Source organism: Pantoea sp. NGS-ED-1003 (genome assembly GCF_000738765.1).
Classification (GTDB): Bacteria; Pseudomonadota; Gammaproteobacteria; order Enterobacterales; family Enterobacteriaceae; genus Pantoea; species Pantoea septica.
This window is the reverse complement of record NZ_JPQA01000012.1, coordinates 81,254-101,282: the sequence shown is the minus strand read 5'-3', so window position 1 is coordinate 101,282 and position 20,029 is coordinate 81,254. Positions and strand designations below refer to the sequence as shown.

At 61.1% G+C, this 20,029-nt stretch carries 17 protein-coding genes; 11 read left to right on the top strand and 6 right to left on the bottom strand.

Features of this window, described 5'->3' with window-relative positions:
• The first annotated feature begins 378 nt into the window (after positions 1–378).
• The 7 genes from fdnG (at position 379) to JS46_RS21050 (ending at position 7,343) form a co-directional block, all read left to right on the top strand.
• Positions 379–3,429 (top strand): formate dehydrogenase-N subunit alpha, encoded by a 3,051-nt coding sequence (fdnG, locus tag JS46_RS21080; RefSeq protein ID WP_072010472.1) that lies wholly within the window; start codon positions 379–381, stop codon positions 3,427–3,429.
• A 12-nt stretch (positions 3,430–3,441) separates the two neighbouring features.
• On the top strand, positions 3,442–4,326 hold the full coding sequence (fdxH, locus tag JS46_RS21075) for a formate dehydrogenase subunit beta (RefSeq protein ID WP_033755545.1): 885 nt from the start codon (positions 3,442–3,444) through the stop codon (positions 4,324–4,326).
• Positions 4,323–4,964 carry a formate dehydrogenase cytochrome b556 subunit gene (fdoI, locus tag JS46_RS21070; RefSeq protein ID WP_033755543.1) on the top strand — a complete coding sequence of 214 codons (642 nt, stop codon included), beginning with the start codon at positions 4,323–4,325 and terminating at the stop codon, positions 4,962–4,964. Before fdxH ends, fdoI begins: the two co-directional genes overlap by 4 nt.
• Positions 4,964–5,890: a formate dehydrogenase accessory protein FdhE gene (gene fdhE, locus JS46_RS21065; protein ID WP_033755540.1), complete on the top strand. Its 927-nt coding sequence runs from the start codon at positions 4,964–4,966 to the stop codon at positions 5,888–5,890. Before fdoI ends, fdhE begins: the two co-directional genes overlap by 1 nt.
• A gap of 28 nt (positions 5,891–5,918) precedes the next feature.
• Positions 5,919–6,530 (top strand): glutathione S-transferase, encoded by a 612-nt coding sequence (locus JS46_RS21060; RefSeq protein ID WP_033755537.1) that lies wholly within the window; start codon positions 5,919–5,921, stop codon positions 6,528–6,530.
• Positions 6,531–6,637: 107 nt separating this feature from the next.
• On the top strand, positions 6,638–7,024 hold the full coding sequence (locus tag JS46_RS21055) for a type II toxin-antitoxin system RelE/ParE family toxin (protein ID WP_033755535.1): 387 nt from the start codon (positions 6,638–6,640) through the stop codon (positions 7,022–7,024).
• Positions 7,017–7,343, top strand: coding sequence for a DNA-binding transcriptional regulator (locus JS46_RS21050; RefSeq protein WP_033755533.1), 327 nt, complete (start codon positions 7,017–7,019; stop codon positions 7,341–7,343). Before JS46_RS21055 ends, JS46_RS21050 begins: the two co-directional genes overlap by 8 nt.
• 70 nt (positions 7,344–7,413) lie before the next feature.
• Here the strand turns inward: JS46_RS21050 and glyS are convergent, their stop codons facing one another.
• Positions 7,414–9,483 carry a glycine--tRNA ligase subunit beta gene (glyS, locus tag JS46_RS21045; protein ID WP_033755530.1) on the bottom strand — a complete coding sequence of 690 codons (2,070 nt, stop codon included), beginning with the start codon at positions 9,481–9,483 and terminating at the stop codon, positions 7,414–7,416.
• 9 nt (positions 9,484–9,492) lie between these two features.
• Positions 9,493–10,404 carry a glycine--tRNA ligase subunit alpha gene (gene glyQ, locus JS46_RS21040; protein ID WP_033755527.1) on the bottom strand — a complete coding sequence of 304 codons (912 nt, stop codon included), beginning with the start codon at positions 10,402–10,404 and terminating at the stop codon, positions 9,493–9,495.
• A 192-nt stretch (positions 10,405–10,596) separates the two neighbouring features.
• Here glyQ and JS46_RS21035 point away from each other — a divergent pair, with 192 nt between their 5' ends.
• Entirely contained in the window at positions 10,597–11,592 is a 996-nt protein-coding gene (locus JS46_RS21035; protein ID WP_033755526.1) for an acyltransferase, read from the top strand.
• On the opposite strand, the gene JS46_RS21030 is transcribed toward JS46_RS21035, so the two are convergent.
• From JS46_RS21030 to xylA, 4 genes are all read right to left on the bottom strand, one after another.
• Entirely contained in the window at positions 11,577–12,509 is a 933-nt protein-coding gene (locus JS46_RS21030; protein WP_033755524.1) for a GlxA family transcriptional regulator, read from the bottom strand. The genes JS46_RS21035 and JS46_RS21030 overlap by 16 nt on opposite strands.
• A gap of 17 nt (positions 12,510–12,526) precedes the next feature.
• Positions 12,527–13,066 carry an isochorismatase family protein gene (locus JS46_RS21025; RefSeq protein ID WP_033755522.1) on the bottom strand — a complete coding sequence of 180 codons (540 nt, stop codon included), beginning with the start codon at positions 13,064–13,066 and terminating at the stop codon, positions 12,527–12,529.
• Positions 13,067–13,165: 99 nt separating this feature from the next.
• On the bottom strand, positions 13,166–14,608 hold the full coding sequence (xylB, locus tag JS46_RS21020) for a xylulokinase (RefSeq protein ID WP_033755519.1): 1,443 nt from the start codon (positions 14,606–14,608) through the stop codon (positions 13,166–13,168).
• 18 nt (positions 14,609–14,626) lie between these two features.
• The gene (gene xylA, locus JS46_RS21015; RefSeq protein ID WP_033755517.1) at positions 14,627–15,949 is read right to left on the bottom strand and encodes a xylose isomerase; all 1,323 of its coding nucleotides are present in this window, start codon (positions 15,947–15,949) and stop codon (positions 14,627–14,629) included.
• A 341-nt stretch (positions 15,950–16,290) separates the two neighbouring features.
• On the opposite strand from xylA, the gene xylF reads away from it, so the two are divergent.
• Genes xylF through xylH form a run of 3 tightly spaced genes read left to right on the top strand, consistent with a single transcriptional unit; the run spans position 16,291 to position 20,001 of the window.
• Positions 16,291–17,283, top strand: a complete 993-nt coding sequence (xylF, locus tag JS46_RS21010) for a D-xylose ABC transporter substrate-binding protein (protein ID WP_033755515.1) — start codon at positions 16,291–16,293, stop codon at positions 17,281–17,283.
• A 29-nt stretch (positions 17,284–17,312) separates the two neighbouring features.
• Positions 17,313–18,833, top strand: a complete 1,521-nt coding sequence (locus tag JS46_RS21005; RefSeq protein ID WP_033755512.1) for a xylose ABC transporter ATP-binding protein — start codon at positions 17,313–17,315, stop codon at positions 18,831–18,833.
• Positions 18,826–20,001 (top strand): xylose ABC transporter permease XylH, encoded by a 1,176-nt coding sequence (gene xylH / locus JS46_RS21000; protein ID WP_033755509.1) that lies wholly within the window; start codon positions 18,826–18,828, stop codon positions 19,999–20,001. Before JS46_RS21005 ends, xylH begins: the two co-directional genes overlap by 8 nt.
• The last annotated feature ends 28 nt before the right edge of the window (positions 20,002–20,029 follow it).

Sequence of the window (20,029 nt, the reverse complement as noted above, 5' to 3'; positions counted from 1 at the left end):
AACAAGAAATTAAATTTTCTGCGGCCGCGCAGGCGGCCAGCAGTGCGCTTAAGTTTGCCCTGTTGTCACCTGCAGCGCAAAAAAACCGCTATACAAATTATGCGGTGAAAAGATAGCCAATAGCGCTGTGGTGCGCCTCTGCGAGGTAAAATGAGAATGATTTTCCACTGCGCTTTAACATCGATTTTAATAAAGGAATGCTATTTTTACCGGCCCCTGAAAAAAGGCGCGCTCCGCTGCCCGCACTCTAAACAAATTTAAACAGAATTTAAAAAAAGCATTACTAAAGACTAACTTATTGACCTTCATCAAATAAGACGCAGACAGGCTTGTTATTTTGCATAGCTTCGCAATGGAGCCAATAAAGAAGAAAGATAAATGCAAATTACCAGACGGAGTTTTTTCAAAATCTGCGCTGGCGGAATGGCGGGAACCAGCGCGGCGCTGCTGGGCTTCGCCCCGGAATCCGCGTTAGCTGGCGTCAGGGAATATAAGCTCGTACGCGCCAGAGAGACGCGCAATAACTGCACCTACTGTTCCGTCGGCTGCGGCATGCTGATCTACAGCCTCGGCGACGGCGCCAAAAACGCCAGCGCCGCTATCTACCATATCGAAGGCGATCCCGATCATCCCGTCAGCCGCGGCTCGCTCTGCCCGAAAGGCGCGGGCGTGCTCGACTATATTCACAGCGACCAGCGGCTGAAATATCCGGAGTATCGCGCGCCGGGCAGCGACAAGTGGCAGCGCATCAGCTGGCAGGAGGCCTTTGAGCGCATCGCCCGACTGATGAAGCAGGATCGCGATGCCCACTTCCAGCAAACCAACGCCGCTGGCGTCACGGTCAACCGCTGGCCTACCACCGCCATGTTCTGTTCGTCGGCCGCCAGCAATGAAACCGGCCTGCTCGACCATAAATTCGCGCGCGCGCTCGGCATCGTCGCGCTGGAGAACCAGGCACGGCTGTGCCACGGCCCGACGGTCGCCGCGCTGGCGCCCAGCTTCGGCCGCGGCGCGATGACCAACAACTGGAACGACATCAAAAACGCCAACGTGGTGCTGATCATGGGCGGCAATCCGGCGGAAGCGCATCCGGTCGGCTTTAAGTGGGTGATCGAGGCGAAGACGCGCAACAACGCGCAGGTCATCGTCGTGGATCCGCGCTTCAACCGCTCGGCGTCGGTGGCGGATCTCTATGCGCCGGTGCGCGCGGGCAGCGACGTGGTGTTTCTGATGGGCGTCATCAACTATCTGCTGCAGCACAATCAGATTCAGCAGCCGTACGTGCGCGCTTTCACCAACGCCGCGCTGATCGTCAGCGAGGGCTATGGCTTCGAAGAGGGAGTGTTCAGCGGCTACGACGCGGAGACGCGCCAGTACGACCGCGCCAGCTGGCGCTATGAGCTGGATGAAAACGGCCATGCGCGCCGCGACGACAGCTTTAGCCATCCGCGCTGCGTGCTGAATCTGCTCAAGGCGCATGCCAGCCGCTACACCCCGGAGATGGTGACGCGCCTGTGCGGCACGCCCCATGAGACCTTTCTTGCTATCTGCCGCCAGCTGGCGACCACCAGCGCGCCCAACCGTACCGCCACCATCCTCTACGCGCTGGGCTGGACGCACCACACCAACGGCTCGCAGATTATCCGCACCGCGGCGATGATCCAGCTGCTGCTGGGCAATATCGGCATGCCGGGCGGCGGTATCAACGCGCTGCGCGGCCACTCCAACGTGCAGGGCTATACCGATCTTGGCCTGCTGTCGCAAAGTTTGCCGGGCTATCTGCCGCTGCCGTCGGAAAAGATGGCGACGCTGGCGGACTACCTGCAAAAAGCGACGCCTGCCGCGTCGCTGCCGGGCCAGGTCAACTACTGGCAAAACACCGATAAGTTCTTTATCAGCCTGATGAAGAGTTTTTACGGCGACGCTGCCACGGCGGACAACCAGTGGGGCTACGACTGGCTGCCCAAGTGGGATAAAAGCTACGACTGCATGGCGCAGGCGGAGATGATGGAGCAGGGCGAAATAAACGGCGCGCTTATTCAGGGCTTTAACCTGCTTGCCGCCTTCCCCGACAAAAACAAAGCCTGTCGCGCGCTTTCACGCCTGAAGTATATGGTGGTGATCGATCCGCTCAGCACCGAAACCGCCAGCTTCTGGCAGCCTCACGGCGAATTCAACGACGTCGATCCCGCGCAGATCGCGACGGAGGTATTCCGTCTGCCCTCTTCCTGCTTCGCCGAAGAGGACGGCTCGGTCGCCAACTCGTCGCGCTGGCTGCAGTGGCACTGGGCGGCGGCCGAGCCGCCGGGCGAGGCGCTGCACGACGGAAAAATCCTCGGCAATCTCTTTTTGCGTCTGCGCGAACTCTACCGTCAGGAAGGCGGCGTCGCGCCGGAGCCGCTGGTGGCGATGCGCTGGGACTACAGCAATCCCGCCGATCCGTCGCCGGAAGAGGTGGCGCAGGAGAGCAACGGCCGCGCGCTGCAGGACGTTTACGACGCCAGCGGCAAGCTGCTGCTGAAAAAAGGCCAGCAGCTTAACTCCTTCGCCGAACTGCGCAACGACGGCAGCACCGCCAGCGGCTGCTGGATCTATACGGGCAGCTGGACGCCGCAGGGCAACCAGATGGCGCGCCGCGACAACGCCGATCCCTCCGGGCTGGGCGCAGTTTCCGGCTGGGCCTGGGCGTGGCCGGCCAACCGCCGCATTCTCTATAACCGCGCCTCCGCCGACGAACAGGGCAAAGCCTGGGACCCGAACCGTCGCCTGATCGAGTGGGACGGCCAGCGCTGGCAGGGCATCGACGTGCCGGACTATCCGCTGACGCTGGCGCCGCAGCAGCAGGCCGGCCCTTTTATCATGCAGCCGGACGGTCTGGGCCATCTCTTCGCGCTCGACAAAATGGCCGATGGTCCGTTCCCCGAGCACTACGAGCCGATGGAGAGCCCGCTGGCGGCCAATCCGCTGCATCCGCAGCAGAGCCACAGCCCGGTGGCGCGCCTCTTTGCGCGCGACGCCGCCCTGCTGGGCGAAGCGGCCGAGTATCCCTGCGTCGCCACCACCTACTCCATTACCGAGCTGTTCCGTCACTGGACGAAACACGCTCTGCTGAACGCCATCGCGCAGCCGGAGCAGTTTGTGGAGATCGGCGCGGAGCTGGCGGCGGAGAAAGGCATCAAGGCGGGCGACAGCGTTAAAGTCTCTTCCCGCCGCGGCTATATCAAAGCCAAAGCGGTGGTGACGCGGCGCCTGCAGCGCCTGCACATTGACGGCAAGCCGGTCGATACCGTCGGCATTCCTTGCCACTGGGGCTTCGAAGGCGCGACGCGCAAAGGCTTCCTCGCCAACACGCTGACGCCGTCAGTGGGCGACGCTAATTCGCAAACGCCGGAGTACAAAGGATTTTTAGTGAAAGTGGAAAAGGCGTAACGGAGAACGAACATGGCTTACCCCACACAGGACATTATTCGTCGCTCCGCGACCAGCTCGCTCACGCCCGCGCCGCAGGCGCGCGATCACCGGCAGCAGGTCGCCAAGCTGATCGACGTTACCACCTGTATCGGCTGTAAAGGCTGTCAGGTCGCCTGCTCGGAGTGGAACGATATTCGCGCCGAGGTTGGACACAATATCGGCGTTTACGACAATCCGACCGATCTCGACGCCAAAGCCTGGACGGTGATGCGCTTCTCGGAGGTTGAGGAGAATGGCAGACTGGAATGGCTAATCCGAAAGGATGGCTGTATGCACTGCGCCGATCCCGGCTGTTTGAAAGCCTGCCCGTCTGCGGGCGCCATCGTGCAGTACGCCAACGGTATTGTCGACTTTCAGTCTGACCACTGCATCGGCTGCGGCTACTGCATCGCGGGATGCCCGTTCAACGTGCCGCGCATCAGCCAGGAGGACAATCGCGCCTATAAGTGCACGCTCTGCGTCGATCGGATCAACGTCGGGCAAGAACCTGCCTGCGTCAAAACCTGTCCGACCGGCGCGATTCACTTCGGCAGCAAAGAGGAGATGCAGCAGCTGGCGGCGGAGCGCGTCGCCGATCTTAAATCGCGCGGCTTCGAAAACGCCGGCCTGTACGATCCGGCAGGCGTTGGCGGCACCCATGTGATGTATGTGCTGCATCACGCCAACAAGCCGCAGCTCTACCACGGGCTGCCGGAAAACCCCGGCATCAGCCCGACCGTGACGTTCTGGAAAGGCGTCTGGAAACCGCTGGCGGCGATAGGCTTCGCCGCCACCTTCGCCGCATCGGTGTTCCACTATGTCGGCGTGGGCCCGAACCGGGTCGACGAGGAGCAGCATAAGGAGGAGGAGGAATGAAAAAAAGCGAGCGCATCATACGCTACCGCGCGGCGGAGCGTATCAATCACTGGATTGTCGCCATCTGTTTTGTGCTGCTGGCGCTGAGCGGGCTGGGCTTTCTGTTCCCCTCGTTCAACTGGCTGATGAATGTGTTGGGCACGCCGCAGCTGGCGCGCATCCTGCATCCCTTTATCGGCGTCACCATGTTCGCTGCCTTTCTGCTGATGTTTTTCCGCTACTGGCATCATAATCTGGTGAATAAAGAGGACCTGCTGTGGGCGCGCAATATCCACAAAATTGCCCTTAATGAAGAGGTCGGCGATACGGGCCGCTATAATTTTGGCCAGAAGTGTGTGTTCTGGGCTGCTATCATCAGCTTAGTGCTGCTTCTGCTCAGCGGCGTGGTGATCTGGCGTCCCTGGTTCGCCGACGCCTTCAGCATTCCGCTGATCCGCGCGGCGCTGCTGGTGCATTCTCTCTCCGCCGTGGGCCTGATCGTGGTGATTATGGTGCACATTTATGCGGCGCTATGGGTCAAAGGCACCATTACGGCGATGGTCGAAGGTTGGGTCAGCCCCGCATGGGCGGAAAAACACCATCCTCGCTGGTATCGCGAGCAGCGTAACCGCTCAACACAACAGGAAAAACGCCCCTGATGAGTATTCGCATCATCCCGCAAGACCAGCTGGAGAAGAGCGAAAAACACACGGCGGATACCATTCCGCCGTTACTTTTTCCACGGCTGAAGAACCTCTATAGCCGCCGCGCCGCGCGGCTGCGCGAGCTGGCGGCTAAAAATCCGCTGGGCGACTATCTGCGTTTCGCCGCCAAGATCGCCCAGGCGCAAGAGATCGTTCTGTACGACCATCCGCTGCACCGCGATCTTTACGATCGTCTGGTGCAGAGCGCCGCCGAGGGCAAACCGCCGCTTGATATTCACAGCCTGCCGCGCGACGCACACTGGCAGCGTCTGCTGCACTCGCTGATCGCCGAGCTGAAACCGGAAATGACCGGCCAGGCGCTGGCGGTGCTGGAAAACCTGGAAAAAACCGCCGCGGGCGAACTGGAAACTCTGGCCAGCGCGCTGCTGGCAGGCGAGTTCGCGCTGGTCAGCAGCGACAAAGCGCCCTTTATCTGGGCGGCGCTGTCGGTTTACTGGGCGCAGATGGCGGCGCTGATCCCCGGCAAAGCGCGCGCCGAATATGGCGAGCAGCGCCAGTTCTGCCCGGTGTGCGCCAGCATGCCGGTAGCGAGCGTGGTGCATCTCGGCACGCAGCAGGGCCTGCGCTATCTGCACTGCAACCTGTGCGAAAGCGAATGGTATGTGGCGCGCAGCAAGTGCAGCAACTGCGAGCAGACACGCGATCTCCACTACTGGTCGCTGGACAGCGAGCAGGCGGCGGTCAAAGCGGAGAGCTGCGGCGACTGCGGCACCTATCTGAAGATGCTCTATCAGGAAAAGGATCCGGCGCTAGAGCCTGTGGCGGACGATCTCGCCTCGCTGGTGCTGGACGCGCGCATGGAGCAGGAAGGCTTCTCACGCAGCAGCCTGAACCCTTTTCTTTTCCCGGATGAGAGCTGACTCAATCCTTTAACAGCGGAGGAGTGCGATGAAACTGATCGGCAGCTATACCAGCCCTTTTGTACGGAAAATATCTGTCATCCTGCTGGAAAAAGGCATCGTGTTCGAATTTGTTAACGATGCGCCCTACAGTCCTGACAGCCACGTCGCGCTCCACAATCCGCTGGGCAAAGTGCCGACGCTGATTGACGATAGCCAGCAGGCCTGGTTCGACTCCTCGATTATCGCGCAGTACCTGGAACTGCGCGGCGACGCGCCCGCGCTGCTGCCGGAGGACGCCTGGCTGGCGCTGCATATTCGGCAGACCGAGCGGCTGGCGGACGGCGTCAGCGACTGCGCCAGTATCATCGTGCGCGAGAAGCTGCGCGCGCCGGAGCAGCAATCCGCCGAAGTGCTGACGCGTAACCGGGAAAAGATCCTGCGCAGCCTGGATAAGCTGGAAGCGATTGCGGCGGAAGGTCGTTTGCTGAATAACGGCACGCTGAATCTTGCCGATATCGCCGTGGGCTGCACTATCGGCTATATCAACTTTCGTCATGTGGTGCCGAACTGGTGCGTGGATCGCCCGGCGCTGGTGAAGCTGGCGGAGCAGCTGTTTCAGCGCGAGAGCTTTGCGCGCACCGCGCCGCCGGCTGGCTGATGTGCAAGACAGGGCTAGCGCTCTTGCCATCTGCCATACCGAGGACTATAGTTATGCGTGAATTTTAAGCAACATCAGGAGAGGCGAACAACCAGAGGGAGTTGGTTATGTCGATCTTTGTTTTGAAGCCCTTTGACCGAAATCTTAAGCGATACAGCATCCCTGAAGATAAGCTGTTTAACGCAGCGCGAGAGATAATGGCCGGTCAGTATGAAGCAGACCTGGGCGGAGGCGTATTCAAAAAACGAATAGCGCTGGGCGCAGGTAAGAGCGGCGGCGCTCGCAGCGTTATCATCTTTAAATATGGCGGGAACCTCTATTTTGTTAATGGCTGGAGTAAAAGCGATATTAAAAAACATGGCGGTAAAGAGATCTCAGCAGACGAGCTTGCAGCGTACCGAATTTTAGCAAAACAGCTACTCGCCATGTCCAGAGCAGAGGTAGATAAGGCATTAGCCGCTGGTATTATGCGGGAGTTAAAGTGCAATGATTGATCATTTGAAAGACCTGCAGGAAATTGCCCACGACTTTAACCAGATAGGCGTTGTTTCCGATGAAACGGTAGAACAGCTGGATGCACGTCTCAGATTACGCGAGCTGCGCAACAAATTGCCTGCGGTTGAAGAGATGAACGGACAAGCGATTAAAACCCTGCGAGCCAGATTTAATCTCAGCCAGGCCATGCTGGCCGCATACATCAATATGTCTGTGGTTACGATCTCAAAATGGGAGCGCGACGAGAAAAAGCCTAACGGCGCAGCGCTGCTTTTATTAAATGCGATTAACCGTAAAGGGCCTGATATTTTAATTTGATCGCCTTTGCACAGCCTGTCTGTAAAAAGGGCGACATCACGTCGCCCTTTGCCTTTTTAATCTTTGTCCATTACTGCAGCAGCGAAATATCCGCAACCTGCAGGAACAGCTCGCGCAGCTTCGCCAGCAGCGTCAGGCGGTTGACGCGCACTTCAGCGTCGTCGGCGTTGACCATCACCTTGTCGAAGAAGTTATCGACCGCCTCGCGCAGCTGCGCCAGTTCGATCAGCGCATCCTGATAGCGGCCCTCTGCGAAGTAGGGCTGCAGTTTATCGCCGAGCGCGGTCACGAAGGTCGCCAGCTGGATCTCTTCGTTCTCTTTCAGCAGCGACGCCTGCACGCTGTCGTTCAGCGTTTCGGTCGATTTCGCCAGAATGTTGGAGACGCGCTTGTTCGCCGCTGCCAGCGCCGCCGCTTCGTCGAGCGTGCGGAAGTGCGATACCGCCTTCATACGCGCGTCGAAATCAGCCGGACGGGTCGGACGACGCGCCAGCACCGCCTGCAGCGTATCGACGCTGTGGCCCTCTTCCTGATACCAGCTGCGGAAGCGACCCAGCATAAAGTCGATAACGTCATCGACCACTTTGCCGTTGCTCAGCTTGCTGCCATACAGGCGCACCGCTTCTTCCGTCAGGGTCTGCAGATCGAGCGGCAGGTTCTTCTCAACGATGATGCGCAGCACGCCCAGCGCGGCACGGCGCAGCGCAAACGGATCTTTGTCGCCCTTCGGATGCTGACCGATGCCGAAGATGCCCGCAAGGGTATCCATCTTGTCGGCGATCGCCAGCGCGCAGGCCACCGGGTTAGAAGGCAGATCGTCGCCGGCGTAGCGCGGCTGATACTGCTCGTTAAGCGCGACCGCCACATCTTCGGCTTCGCCATCGTGACGCGCGTAGTGCATGCCCATCACGCCCTGGGTGTCGGTAAACTCAAACACCATATTGGTCATCAGGTCGCACTTGGAGAGCAGGCCAGCGCGCGTCGCGTGATTCACGTCTGCGCCAATCTGCGCGGCGATCCAGCCCGCCAGCGCCTGAATGCGATCGGTTTTGTCGCGCAGCGTGCCGAGCTCTTTCTGGAACAGCACGGTTTCAAGGCGCGGCAGGTGATCTTCCAGCCGTTTTTTGCGGTCGGTATTAAAGAAGAATTCAGCATCCGCCAGACGCGGACGCACCACCTTTTCGTTACCGGCGATAATCTGCTGCGGATCGCTCGAGGCGATATTGGTGACGAAGATAAAGTTCGGCAGCAGCTTGCCCGCGTCGTCATAGACCGGGAAATATTTCTGATCGCCCTTCATGGTGTAGACCAGCGCTTCCGCTGGCACCTTGAGGAATTTCTCTTCGAAGGTCGCCGTCAGCACCACCGGCCACTCCACCAGCGAGGTGACCTCTTCCAGCAGGCTGTCGCTCAGGTCGGCGTTGCCGCCCAGCTGGCGCGCCGCCGCTTCGGCATCGGCTTTAATCTGCGCCTTGCGCACGGCGTAGTCGGCGATAACTTTACCGCGCGTTTCCAGAATCTCTGGATACTGGTCGGCATGGTCGATGGTGAATTCAGGCTCGCCCATAAAGCGGTGACCGCGAATCGTGCGACCTGACTCAATGCCGAGGATGGTCGCCGGGAGCAGCTCGTCGCCCAGCAGCAGCGTCACGGTATGCACCGGACGGACAAACTGCACGTCGCTCGCGCCCCAGCGCATCAGTTTCGGGATCGGCAGCTTGCCGAGCGCGGTGGCGATCATGCCGGGCAGCAGCGACTGGGAAGATTCGCCTTTCACCTGCGCGCGGTAAACCAGCCATTCGCCTTTGTCGGTGCTCAGGCGCTCGGCCTGATCGACGGTGATGCCGTTGCCGCGCGCCCAGCCTTCCGCCGCTTTGGTCGGTTTGCCGTCGGCGTCAAAGGCGGCGGAGACCGCCGGGCCGCGTTTTTCAACTTCGCGATCGGGCTGCGCGGCGCTCAGGCTCGCTACTTTCAGCGCCAGACGGCGCGGCGCGGCGTACCAGCGCACTTCGCCGTGCGCCAGGCCGGCGCTATCCAGCTCGGCGGTAACCTGCGCAGCAAAGGCTTCGGCCAGGCTGCGCAATGCTTTCGGCGGCAGCTCTTCGGTGCCGATTTCCACCAGAAACGTTTTTTCAGTCATGGCTGCCTCTTACTTGTTGTTATTGCACATCGGGAAGCCCAGCGCCTCGCGGGAGGCGTAGTAGGCTTCAGCCACGGCTTTGGTCAGGGTGCGGATGCGCAGAATATAGCGCTGGCGCTCGGTCACGGAGATCGCCTTGCGCGCGTCCAGCAGGTTAAAGCTGTGCGCGGCTTTCAGGATGCGCTCATAGGCCGGCAGCGGCAGCGGTTTTTCCAGCGCCAGCAGCTGCTGCGCCTCTTTCTCGTACTGCTCGAAGCAGGTAAAGAGGAAGTCGACGTCGGCGTATTCGAAGTTGTAGGTAGACTGCTCGACTTCGTTCTGATGGAACACGTCGCCATAGGTGGTTTTACCCAGCGGACCGTCGCTCCAGACCAGATCGTAAACGCTGTCGACGCTCTGGATATACATCGCCAGGCGCTCAAGGCCGTAGGTGATCTCGCCGGTCACCGGCTTACACTCCAGGCCGCCCACCTGCTGGAAATAGGTGAACTGCGTCACTTCCATGCCGTTGAGCCACACTTCCCAGCCGAGGCCCCACGCGCCAAGCGTCGGGTTTTCCCAGTTATCTTCCACGAAGCGGATATCATGCACGGTGGGATCGATGCCCAACTCTTTCAGCGATCCGAGATACAGCTCCTGAATGTTGTCCGGCGACGGCTTGATGATCACCTGGAACTGGTAGTAGTGCTGTAGGCGGTTCGGGTTTTCGCCGTAGCGCCCGTCGGTCGGACGGCGCGACGGTTGCACGTAGGCTGCGGCAATCGGCTCTGGTCCGAGTGCGCGCAGGCAGGTCATAGGGTGTGAAGTGCCGGCGCCCACTTCCATGTCCAGCGGCTGAACGATGGTGCAGCCCTGACGCGCCCAGTAATCCTGCAATGTCAGGATCAGGCCCTGAAAGGTTTTGGTATCAAACTTTTGCATGATGATTTCGCACGCGATTCGGGTAGATGAAAAAAGAGTGCGCCAGTATACCCTTTGACCGCGCGATGTGCAGCCGGAAATCCTGCCGGGCGCGGGCGTGCCAGACGGCTCCGAATCCTGCCGCGAAAAGTTGTCGCGCGCATCGCGACTGTCTACCCTTCTTCGCACTATCGTGATGCGCAAGAGGACCCGATGTCGCACAAGATTTGCTGGATCGACAATTTACGCGCGGTCGCCTGTTTGATGGTGATCGTGATCCATACCACCACCTGGTACATTACCGGCCCGATGGCGGTGACCGGCCACTGGTGGGATATCGCCAACCTGCTTAATTCCGCGTCGCGCGTCTGCGTGCCGCTCTTTTTTATGATCTCCGGCTACCTGTTCTTCGGCGAACGCAGCGCGCAGCCGCGCCATCTGCTGCGGCTGGTGCTCTGTCTGCTGTTTTACAGCGCGGTGGCGCTGGCCTATATCACCTGGCTGACGCCCATCAGCGAAGGGCGATCGCTGCTGAAGATGCTGCAAAAGCCGGTGTTTTATCATCTGTGGTTTTTCTTCGCGTTGATCGGCATCTATCTGCTGTCGCCGCTGATTCAGGTGAAAGCGGTGCAGGCGCGCTATGTGGCGCTGCTGGTCATTGTGCTGGCGGTGCTGGCGAACCCGAACACGGTGGATCAGGCGGTGGGGCCGTTTCACTGGCTGCCGGTGAATCTCTACGTCAGCGGCGACAGTATCTATTATCTGCTCTATGCCCTGCTGGGGCGCGCCATCGGCACCATGGAGACGGCAAAGCGCGGCGTGACGCCGCTGGCGGCGGGGCTGTTCGCCGCCTGCGTTATCGGCATTACCTTCGGCACGAAACAGGCGCTGATTGCTAACGGCGCCTTTAACGACCGCTGGTATCTTTACTGCGGCCCGCTGGTGTTTATCGCCGCCATCAGCCTGCTGGTGCTGTTCAAGAACGCCCTGAACGCCCGCACGCTGCCGGTGCTCGGCACGCTTTCACGCTACTCGCTGCCGATCTACGGCTTTCACGCGCTCTTTATTCACTTTCTGCGTACCCGCCACTATGACGATATGTCGCGGCCGCTGCTCGATCTGCCCTGGGTGTTCGGCGTCACGCTGGCGGGCAGCCTGCTGCTGGCGATGGGCCTGCAGCGTCTCGACAGGCGTCACTGGGTAAGCTGATCGCGCCAGCGATCGCGGGCGCGCCGCAGCTGGCGCGCCGAAGAAAACCCCGCCGCCAGCGCCGCTTTTTCCGCGCCTTCGCCCTGCTGCTGGCGCTGGCGCGCGATGCCCAGCCGCAGCTGCTCGTGGTAGTCGCGCACGCTGATGCCCAGATGCTGACGAAACAGCCGCGCCAGATGGCGGCCGCTGACGTGGACGCGCGCGGCGAGATCCTCCAGCGACCAGCTGTGCTCGGGATGGGCGATCATCGCGTCCTGCGCGCGGTGTATCGCCGGATGCAGATGATTGCGGTAGCGCAGCCAGGGCGACAGCTGCGGATCGTCGCCGGAGCGGCGGAACCACACCACCATTTCGCGCGCCACTTCCAGCGCCGTCTGCGCGCCGCACAGCCGGTTAATCAGGTGCAGCGAGAGATCGATTCCGGCGGTAATGCCTGCGCTGGTCCAGATATTGTCGTCGTCGACGAAGACGCGGTTTTCCTTTACCAGCGCGGCGGGCGCGGCGGCTTTCAGCCTTGAGAGCACCTCGTGATGGGTCGTGCACTGCACGCCGTCGAGCAACCCGGCCTGCGCCGCCAGCAGCGCGCCGGAACAGACGCAGATCAAGGAGAGCTGCCGCGCGCGCAGCAGCGGCTGCTGACGCTGCAGCCAGCGTCGCGCCGCTTCCGCCTGCGCCGTGGCGAACCAGATGGCGGAGTCGCAGACGCCCGGCACCACCAGCAGGCAGTCGGGCGGCAGACTTTCCGGCAGCGGCTCAATGTTGGCGATGGTCATCTGCGTGGAGCTTACAACCGATTCCTGCGGGCCGATATAGCGCAGCGCGAAGCGATCTCCCGCCAGCCGCAGCGTTTCCGCCGGTCCGGTCAGGTCGAGCGCCATCACGCCAGGCAAGGTAAGAAACAGGACGGTTTGCGGCATCGCGCCACTCCTTGTGATCAAACGCGCGCCAGGCACGCTTCCACGCTCACCACCTCGGCAAAGCGGTTAACCAGTACGGTTTCGGTACGGTGAATCAGTTCGGCGCTGCTGAGGGTGACGCCGTTGTGCGTCATCGGGAAGGTCAGCGTCGCCTCAGAGACAAACAGTACCTTAAAACCGAGATCGGACGCCACGCGCGCGGTGGTTTCGCAGCACTGCTCGGTGCGGATGCCGCTAATAATCAGGGTATCGATTGAGCGTTCCTGCAGCCAGGGCAGCAGCCCCGATTCGGTCAGCGCGTTATGCACGTGTTTCTGCACGCTGAACGTCGCCTCGTGCTGCAAAAAGTCCATTCGCTTTACCCAGCCGGACGCCAGCGAGAAGGGGCCCTGCGGCGCGACGTGAAATACGTCCACCACCGGCATCCCTTTCGCCTGACAGCCTTCGATCAGCGCGCTGATATTGCGCTGAAACGCCGGAACATCGGCTTCCTGCCAGAAGTCGCGGTGCAAAAAAGAGTGCTGAACGTCTATTACCAACAGCGCTGCCTGTGCCATTTTCGGCCTCCTGAGAAATGAATTCAGGCCCATCATGACGGGCCTGACGCGCAGGAAGAAGGCCAAATCGGGACAAGATGGCGACAGTGCGGGACAAGCCTACCGCATCAGCGGCGCCAGCTGCGCGTAGAGGCGGGCAAAGGTGTCGCGCAGCGGCTGATAGCGCTGATGGCGCGCCGCATCGGGCTGATGGCGCTGCACCCGCGTCAGCGCGGGCAGCGTGGTCTGCGGGTCGAGCGCCAGCTGCGCCAGACGCGCCGCGCCCAGCGCCGGACCGACCTCGCCGCCCTGACAGTAATCAAGCGTCTGGCCGCTGATATCCGCCAGCATCTGCCGCCACAGCGCGCTGCGCGCGCCGCCGCCGATCAGCATAATGCTGGAGGGCGCGACGCCGCACTCGTGCACCGCGTCCATGCCCTGCGCCAGCGCGTAGCCGACGCCCTCCAGCACCGCGCGCGCCAGCTCCGGCCGACCGTGCTGGTGCGTCAGGCCGAAAAAGACGCCTGTCGCCTGCGGGTTGTTGTGCGGCGTGCGTTCGCCGGAGAGATAGGGCAGAAACCACAGCGGCGCCGCGTTTTCATCGGCGCGTTCCGCTTCCGCCAGCAGCTGCGGCACGTCGGCGCAGCCGGTCAGCGCCGCCGCCCAGTCGAGACAGGCGGCGGCGCTGAGAATAACCGACATCAGATGCCAGCGCTGCGGCAGCGCATGGCAGAAGCTGTGCACCGCGCGCTGCGGATTGCTGAGGTAGCCGTCGCTGACCACGAAATAGACGCCGGAGGTGCCGAGCGACAGCATGCCCTGCCCCGGCTCGGTCATGCCGACGCCCACTGCGCCCGCGGCGTTGTCGCCGCCGCCCGCCACCAGCGGCACCGGCGGCATGCCCCAGCGCGCCGCGATCTCGCCGCTCAGCGAACCGGTAACGCCATTGCCTTCGAACAGCCGCGGCATCTGGTCGCGCGTCAGGCCGCAGGCGTCGAGCATCAGGTCGCTCCAGTCGCGGCGCGCCACGTCGAGCCACATCGTGCCTGCCGCATCGGACATATCGCTGGCGAAGTCGCCGCTCAGCCGCCAGCGCAGGTAGTCTTTCGGCAGCAGCACCTTCGCCACCCGCTGAAAAATATCGGGCTCATGCTGCCGCACCCACAGCAGTTTGGGCGCGGTAAAGCCGGGCATCATCAGGTTGCCGGTGATCTGGCGCGACGCGGGCACGCGCTGCTCCAGCTCGCGGCACTGTTCGCCGCTGCGCCCGTCGTTCCATAAAATGGCCGGACGCAGCACGCGATGCTCGCTGTCCAGCAGCGTCGCGCCGTGCATCTGACCGCTCAGGCCGATGGCCTTCACCTCGCCGAGCGCATGCTGCTGCGCCAGCGCCTGCATCGCCTGGTCGGTCGCCAGCCACCAGCTTTCGGGATCCTGCTCGCTCCAGAGCGCGTGCGGACGCGACACCTGCAGCGGCGCGCTGCTGACCGCCACCACCTCGCCCTGCGCATTCAGCAGCGCCACCTTGACACCGGACGTGCCTAAATCGATCCCGATATACATGCCTTACTCCCGGTTGTTTCAGAAATCATAAAGATAGTGGTTCACCAGGTTTTCCAGCTGTTCCTGGCGGCCGCTGTGATGCTGCGGATTGAACTGCTGCTGCTGAGCATGCGCCGCCAGCGAGGCAAGGGAAAACTCCCCTTTCAGGATTTGCTGGCCGAACTCGCCATTCCAGCCGCTGTAGCGCTGCGCCACGCGCTTATCGAGTTCACCCGCTTCCACCATGCGCGCCGCCGCTTTCAGCGCCAGCGCCATGGTATCCATCGCGCCGATATGGCCGTAAAAGAGGTCATATTTGTCAGTGCTCTGGCGACGCACTTTAGCGTCAAAGTTCAGGCCGCCGGTGGTGAAGCCGCCCGCTTTAATAATCTCGTAGAGCACCAGCGCGTTCTCTTCGACGCTGATCGGGAACTGGTCGGTATCCCAGCCGCACTGGACGTCGCCGCGGTTGGCGTCCACCGAACCGAAAATGCCCAGCGCAATAGCGGTGGCGATCTCATGATGAAACGAGTGACCCGCCAGCGTGGCGTGGTTCGCCTCGACGTTAACCTTGATCTCTTTCTCCAGCCCGAACTGCTTCAGGAAGCCGTACACCGTCGCCACGTCATAATCATACTGATGTTTGGTCGGCTCCTGAGGCTTCGGCTCGATCAGCAGCATGCCCTGAAAGCCGATTTTATGCTTATGCTCCACCACCATCTGCATAAAGCGGCCAATCTGCTCGCGCTCCTGACGCAGATCGGTATTCAGCAGGGTTTCATAGCCTTCGCGGCCGCCCCACAGCACGTAATTTTCGCCGCCCAGCGTCTGCGTCGCCTGCATGGCGCTGCACACCTGGCTCGCCGCCCAGGCGAAGATTTCCGGATCGGGGCTGGTCGCCGCGCCGGCGCCGTAGCGCGGATGGGTAAAGCAGTTGGCAGTGCCCCACAGCAGCTTCACGCCGCTCTCCTGCTGTTTTTCCAGCAGCTTGTCGGTCATCACCGCAAAATTTTCCTGATAGCTGCGCAGCGAGTCCCCTTCCGGTGCGACGTCGACGTCGTGAAAGCAGTAGTAAGGCACGTTCAGCTTGTGAAAAAACTCAAACGCCACGTCCGCTTTCAGCTTCGCCAGCTGCAGCGCATCGCCGCTCTTTTGCCACGGGCGGTCGAAGGCGCCGACGCCGAACATATCCGCGCCGTTCCAGCAGAAGGTATGCCAGTAGCAGGCGGCGAAACGCAGATGTTCAGCCATGGTTTTACCGAGGATGACCTCGTCAGGATTGTAATGGCGGAAAGCCAGTGGATTAGTGCTCTTTACCCCTTCAAAACGAACGCGTTCGATCTGGTCGAAATAGGCGTGCATGTTTCGCTCCTCAGCGTGAAAACCCGGACAGTCGGCCGTGAGCCTTTATATTGCTTGCGCCTTTTCCGCCGGCTCAATTACGATATTTCACACCACACTTGAGATAATTAATATTTGTGCGCTCGTTCGCAAATTAATAATCAAGCCGCGCGCATTCGCCCTCCGCTGCTCTTAAAAGCGTTAAATCTCGATCCCGCTCATAAAAACAGAAATAAACCAAAAAACGTAATCGCCGGATAAAAATCAGTAATTGATGTTGCCGGAAAGCCAGGTCAACAATTCAACCGCCTGGACTCATGCGATAACGACAACAGCCTCAACCTACAGACAGGATGAACATCATGAAAATGAAACTTACGCTGTTAGCCGCCTGCGCCGCGCTGGCGCTCTTCAGCCACGCTGGCGCAGCGAAAGAAGTGAAGATCGGCATGGCGATTGACGATCTGCGCCTTGAGCGCTGGCAAAAAGATCGCGACATCTTCGTTAAGCAGGCGGAATCGCAGGGCGCGAAAGTGTTCGTGCAGTCGGCCAACGGCAATGAAGAGACGCAAATGTCGCAAATAGAAAATATGATCAACCGCGGCGTCGACGTGCTGGTGATCATTCCCTATAACGGCCAGGTATTAAGCAACGTTGTCGCCGAAGCGAAACGCGAAGGCATTAAAGTGCTGGCCTATGACCGTATGATAAATAACGCGGATATCGATTTTTATATTTCGTTTGATAATGAAAAAGTCGGCGAACTTCAGGCGGAAAGTATTGTTAAGCAGGTGCCGAAAGGAAACTATTTTCTGATGGGCGGATCGCCGGTGGATAATAACGCGCATCTGTTTCGCGCCGGCCAGATGAAGGTGTTAAAACCCTATATCGACAACGGCAGCATTAAAGTCGTCGGCGACCAGTGGGTCGACGCCTGGCTGCCGGAAAACGCGCTGAAGATCATGGAAAACGCCCTGACCGCCAACAGCAATCACATCGACGCCGTCGTCGCCTCCAACGACGCCACCGCAGGCGGTGCGATCCAGGCGCTCAGCGCGCAGGGGCTGGCGGGCAAAGTCGCCATCTCCGGCCAGGACGCCGATCTCGCCGCCATCAAACGCATCATCAACGGCACGCAAACCATGACGGTGTATAAGCCCATTACCCAGCTCGCCACCGAAGCCGCCAACATCGCCATCGAACTCGGCAACGACAAAACGCCCGCCAGCAACGGCAAGCTGAATAACGGTCTGAAAGAGGTGCCTTCGCGCCTGCTGACGCCGATCCCGGTCAATAAAGAAAACATCGACAGCACCGTGGTGAAAGACGGTTTCCATAAAAAGAGCGAGCTCTGAGCGCGCGCGGCCGCGAAGAGGAGAGATCGATGCTGCTGGAAATGAACAATATCACCAAGCGTTTCGGCGCGGTGAAGGCGCTGGATAACGTCAGCCTGCGGCTGGACAGCGGCGAAGTGATGTCGCTGTGCGGCGAAAACGGCTCGGGCAAATCCACGCTGATGAAGATTCTGTGCGGGCTCTATCCGCACGGCGAATTCGACGGTGAGATTTATTTCGCCGGAGACAAAATTCAGGCGCAGACCATCCGCGATACCGAACGCAGAGGCATTGTGATTATCCATCAGGAGCTGGCGCTGGTGCGGCAGCTGACGGTCATGGAGAACATCTTTCTCGGCGCGGAGCTGGGCCGCTTCGGCATTGTCGACGACGAAACCATGACGCTACGCTGCCAGCAGCTGCTGGCGCGGGTCAGGCTCGACGTCTCCCCCGACACCCGGGTCGGCGATCTGGGCCTGGGGCAGCAGCAGCTGGTCGAGATCGCCCGCGCGCTGAATAAGCAGGTGCGGCTGCTGATCCTTGATGAGCCGACCTCGTCGCTGACCGAACGTGAAACCGAAGTGCTGCTGAGCATTATCAATAACCTGCGCGACCACGGCATCGCCTGCATCTACATTTCCCACAAGCTCAACGAGGTGAAAGCGATCTCCGACACCATCTGCGTCATTCGCGACGGCAAGCCCATCGCCACCCGTCCAGCCGCCGGACTCAGCGAGGATGACATCATTACCATGATGGTGGGCCGCGAGCTGACCGCGCTCTATCCGCATCAGCGGCACGCCATCGGCGACACGGTGCTGCGCGTCGAGCACCTTACCGCCTGGCATCCGGTTAACCGGCAGGTGCGCCGCGTCAACGACGTTTCCTTCACCCTGAAGCGCGGCGAGATCCTCGGCATCGCCGGGCTGGTCGGCGCCGGCCGGACCGAAACGGTCCAGTGCCTGTTCGGCGTCTGGCCGGGACGCTGGCAGGGCGATATCTGGATTAACGATAAGAAAGTGCAGATTCATGACTGTCAGCAGGCGATAGCCCAGGGCATCGCCATGGTGCCGGAGGACCGCAAAAAAGATGGCATCGTGCCGCTGATGGGCGTCGGCAAAAATATTACCCTCGCAGCGCTGGATCAGTTCAGCCGCCGCTTCGCGCCGCTGGACGAGACGCGCGAGCAGCACGTCATTAATGACGCTATCACGCGGCTGCGGGTCAAAACCTCGTCGCCGGAGCTGCCCATCGGCCGACTGAGCGGCGGCAACCAGCAGAAGGCAATTATCGCCAAATGTTTACTGCTGAACCCGCAGATCCTGATCCTCGACGAGCCGACGCGTGGCATCGACGTCGGCGCGCGTCAGGAGATCTATCAGCTGATCAACAGCCTGGTGCAGCAGGGGATCGCCGTGATCGTTATCTCGTCTGAACTCCCTGAAGTGCTGGGCCTGAGCGATCGCGTGCTGGTGATGCACGAAGGACGGATCAAAGCCGATCTGATAAACAATAACCTGACTCAGGAGCAAGTGATGGAAGCGGCCCTGCGGAGTGAACATTATGCTTAAAACCGAAAGTCGTCAGGGCGCGCTGCCGGGCGCGCCGTCGCCAGGCAAATTCTCCCTGCCCAACCTGCAGGTGCTGGTGATGCTGGGCGCCATTCTGGCGATCGCCCTGTTCTTCACCTGGACCACCGACGGCGCCTGGCTCAGTGCGCGCAACGTCTCTAACCTGCTGCGGCAAACCGCGATCACCGGCATTCTGGCGGTCGGCATGGTGTTCGTCATTATTTCGGCGGAGATCGACCTGTCGGTAGGCTCGATGATGGGCCTGCTGGGCGGCGCGGCGGCGATTTTCGACGTCTGGCTCGGCTGGCCGCTGCCGCTGACGATAGCAGTGACGCTGTTGATGGGGCTGCTGCTGGGCACCTGGAACGGCTGGTGGGTCGCCTACCGCAAAGTGCCGTCGTTTATCGTTACGCTGGCTGGCATGCTGGCGTTCCGCGGCATTCTGGTGGGGATCACCAACGGCACCACGGTCGCGCCGACCACGCCGGCCATGTCGCAGATCGGGCAGAGCTATCTTTCGGACGGCGTCGGCTTCGGTTTCGGCATCGCCGGTCTGGCGCTGTTTATGCTGTGGCAGTGGCGGCTGCGGCTGCGCCGTCAGCAGCTCGGACTGACGCAGTCCGCCGCCGGCGGCACCGTGGCGCGTCAGGCGCTTACCGCAGTGCTGGTGCTGGGCGCGATCTGGCTATTGAATGACTACCGCGGCGTGCCGACGCCGGTGCTGCTGCTGGCGTTGCTGCTGCTGGGCGGCATGTTTATGGCGACGCGCACCGCCTTTGGCCGCCGCATCTACGCCATCGGCGGCAATCTGGACGCCGCGCGGCTGTCGGGCATTAACGTGGCGCGCACCAGGCTGGCGGTATTCGCCATCAACGGCGTGATGGTGGCGATCGCCGGGCTGATCCTCAGCTCGCGCCTCGGCGCCGGCTCGCCGTCGGCGGGCAATATCGCTGAGCTGGACGCCATCGCCGCCTGCGTCATCGGCGGCACCAGCCTGGCGGGCGGCGTGGGGTCGGTCGCGGGCGCGGTCATGGGCGCTTTTATTATGGCCTCGCTGGATAACGGCATGAGCATGATGGACGTGCCCACCTTCTGGCAGTACATCGTCAAAGGGGCGATTCTGCTGCTGGCGGTGTGGATGGATACCGCCACGCGTCGCCGGGTCTAATCGCGTCGGGGATCACAACCTGGCGCAA

Bases quoted from the DNA above. Each gene is read 5' to 3' on its own strand.
- JS46_RS21050 (WP_033755533.1), top strand. From the start codon at position 7,017: ATGATTGATCATTTGAAAGACCTGCAGGAAATTGCCCACGACTTTAAC.
- fdnG (WP_072010472.1), top strand. From the start codon at position 379: ATGCAAATTACCAGACGGAGTTTTTTCAAAATCTGCGCTGGCGGAATG.
- fdoI (WP_033755543.1), top strand. From the start codon at position 4,323: ATGAAAAAAAGCGAGCGCATCATACGCTACCGCGCGGCGGAGCGTATC.
- JS46_RS21055 (WP_033755535.1), top strand. From the start codon at position 6,638: ATGTCGATCTTTGTTTTGAAGCCCTTTGACCGAAATCTTAAGCGATAC.
- xylH (WP_033755509.1), top strand. From the start codon at position 18,826: ATGCTTAAAACCGAAAGTCGTCAGGGCGCGCTGCCGGGCGCGCCGTCG.
- JS46_RS21035 (WP_033755526.1), top strand. From the start codon at position 10,597: ATGTCGCACAAGATTTGCTGGATCGACAATTTACGCGCGGTCGCCTGT.
- glyQ (WP_033755527.1), bottom strand. From the start codon at position 10,404: ATGCAAAAGTTTGATACCAAAACCTTTCAGGGCCTGATCCTGACATTG.
- fdhE (WP_033755540.1), top strand. From the start codon at position 4,964: ATGAGTATTCGCATCATCCCGCAAGACCAGCTGGAGAAGAGCGAAAAA.
- JS46_RS21005 (WP_033755512.1), top strand. From the start codon at position 17,313: ATGCTGCTGGAAATGAACAATATCACCAAGCGTTTCGGCGCGGTGAAG.
- xylF (WP_033755515.1), top strand. From the start codon at position 16,291: ATGAAAATGAAACTTACGCTGTTAGCCGCCTGCGCCGCGCTGGCGCTC.
- JS46_RS21060 (WP_033755537.1), top strand. From the start codon at position 5,919: ATGAAACTGATCGGCAGCTATACCAGCCCTTTTGTACGGAAAATATCT.
- fdxH (WP_033755545.1), top strand. From the start codon at position 3,442: ATGGCTTACCCCACACAGGACATTATTCGTCGCTCCGCGACCAGCTCG.
- JS46_RS21025 (WP_033755522.1), bottom strand. From the start codon at position 13,066: ATGGCACAGGCAGCGCTGTTGGTAATAGACGTTCAGCACTCTTTTTTG.
- glyS (WP_033755530.1), bottom strand. From the start codon at position 9,483: ATGACTGAAAAAACGTTTCTGGTGGAAATCGGCACCGAAGAGCTGCCG.
- xylB (WP_033755519.1), bottom strand. From the start codon at position 14,608: ATGTATATCGGGATCGATTTAGGCACGTCCGGTGTCAAGGTGGCGCTG.
- xylA (WP_033755517.1), bottom strand. From the start codon at position 15,949: ATGCACGCCTATTTCGACCAGATCGAACGCGTTCGTTTTGAAGGGGTA.
- JS46_RS21030 (WP_033755524.1), bottom strand. From the start codon at position 12,509: ATGCCGCAAACCGTCCTGTTTCTTACCTTGCCTGGCGTGATGGCGCTC.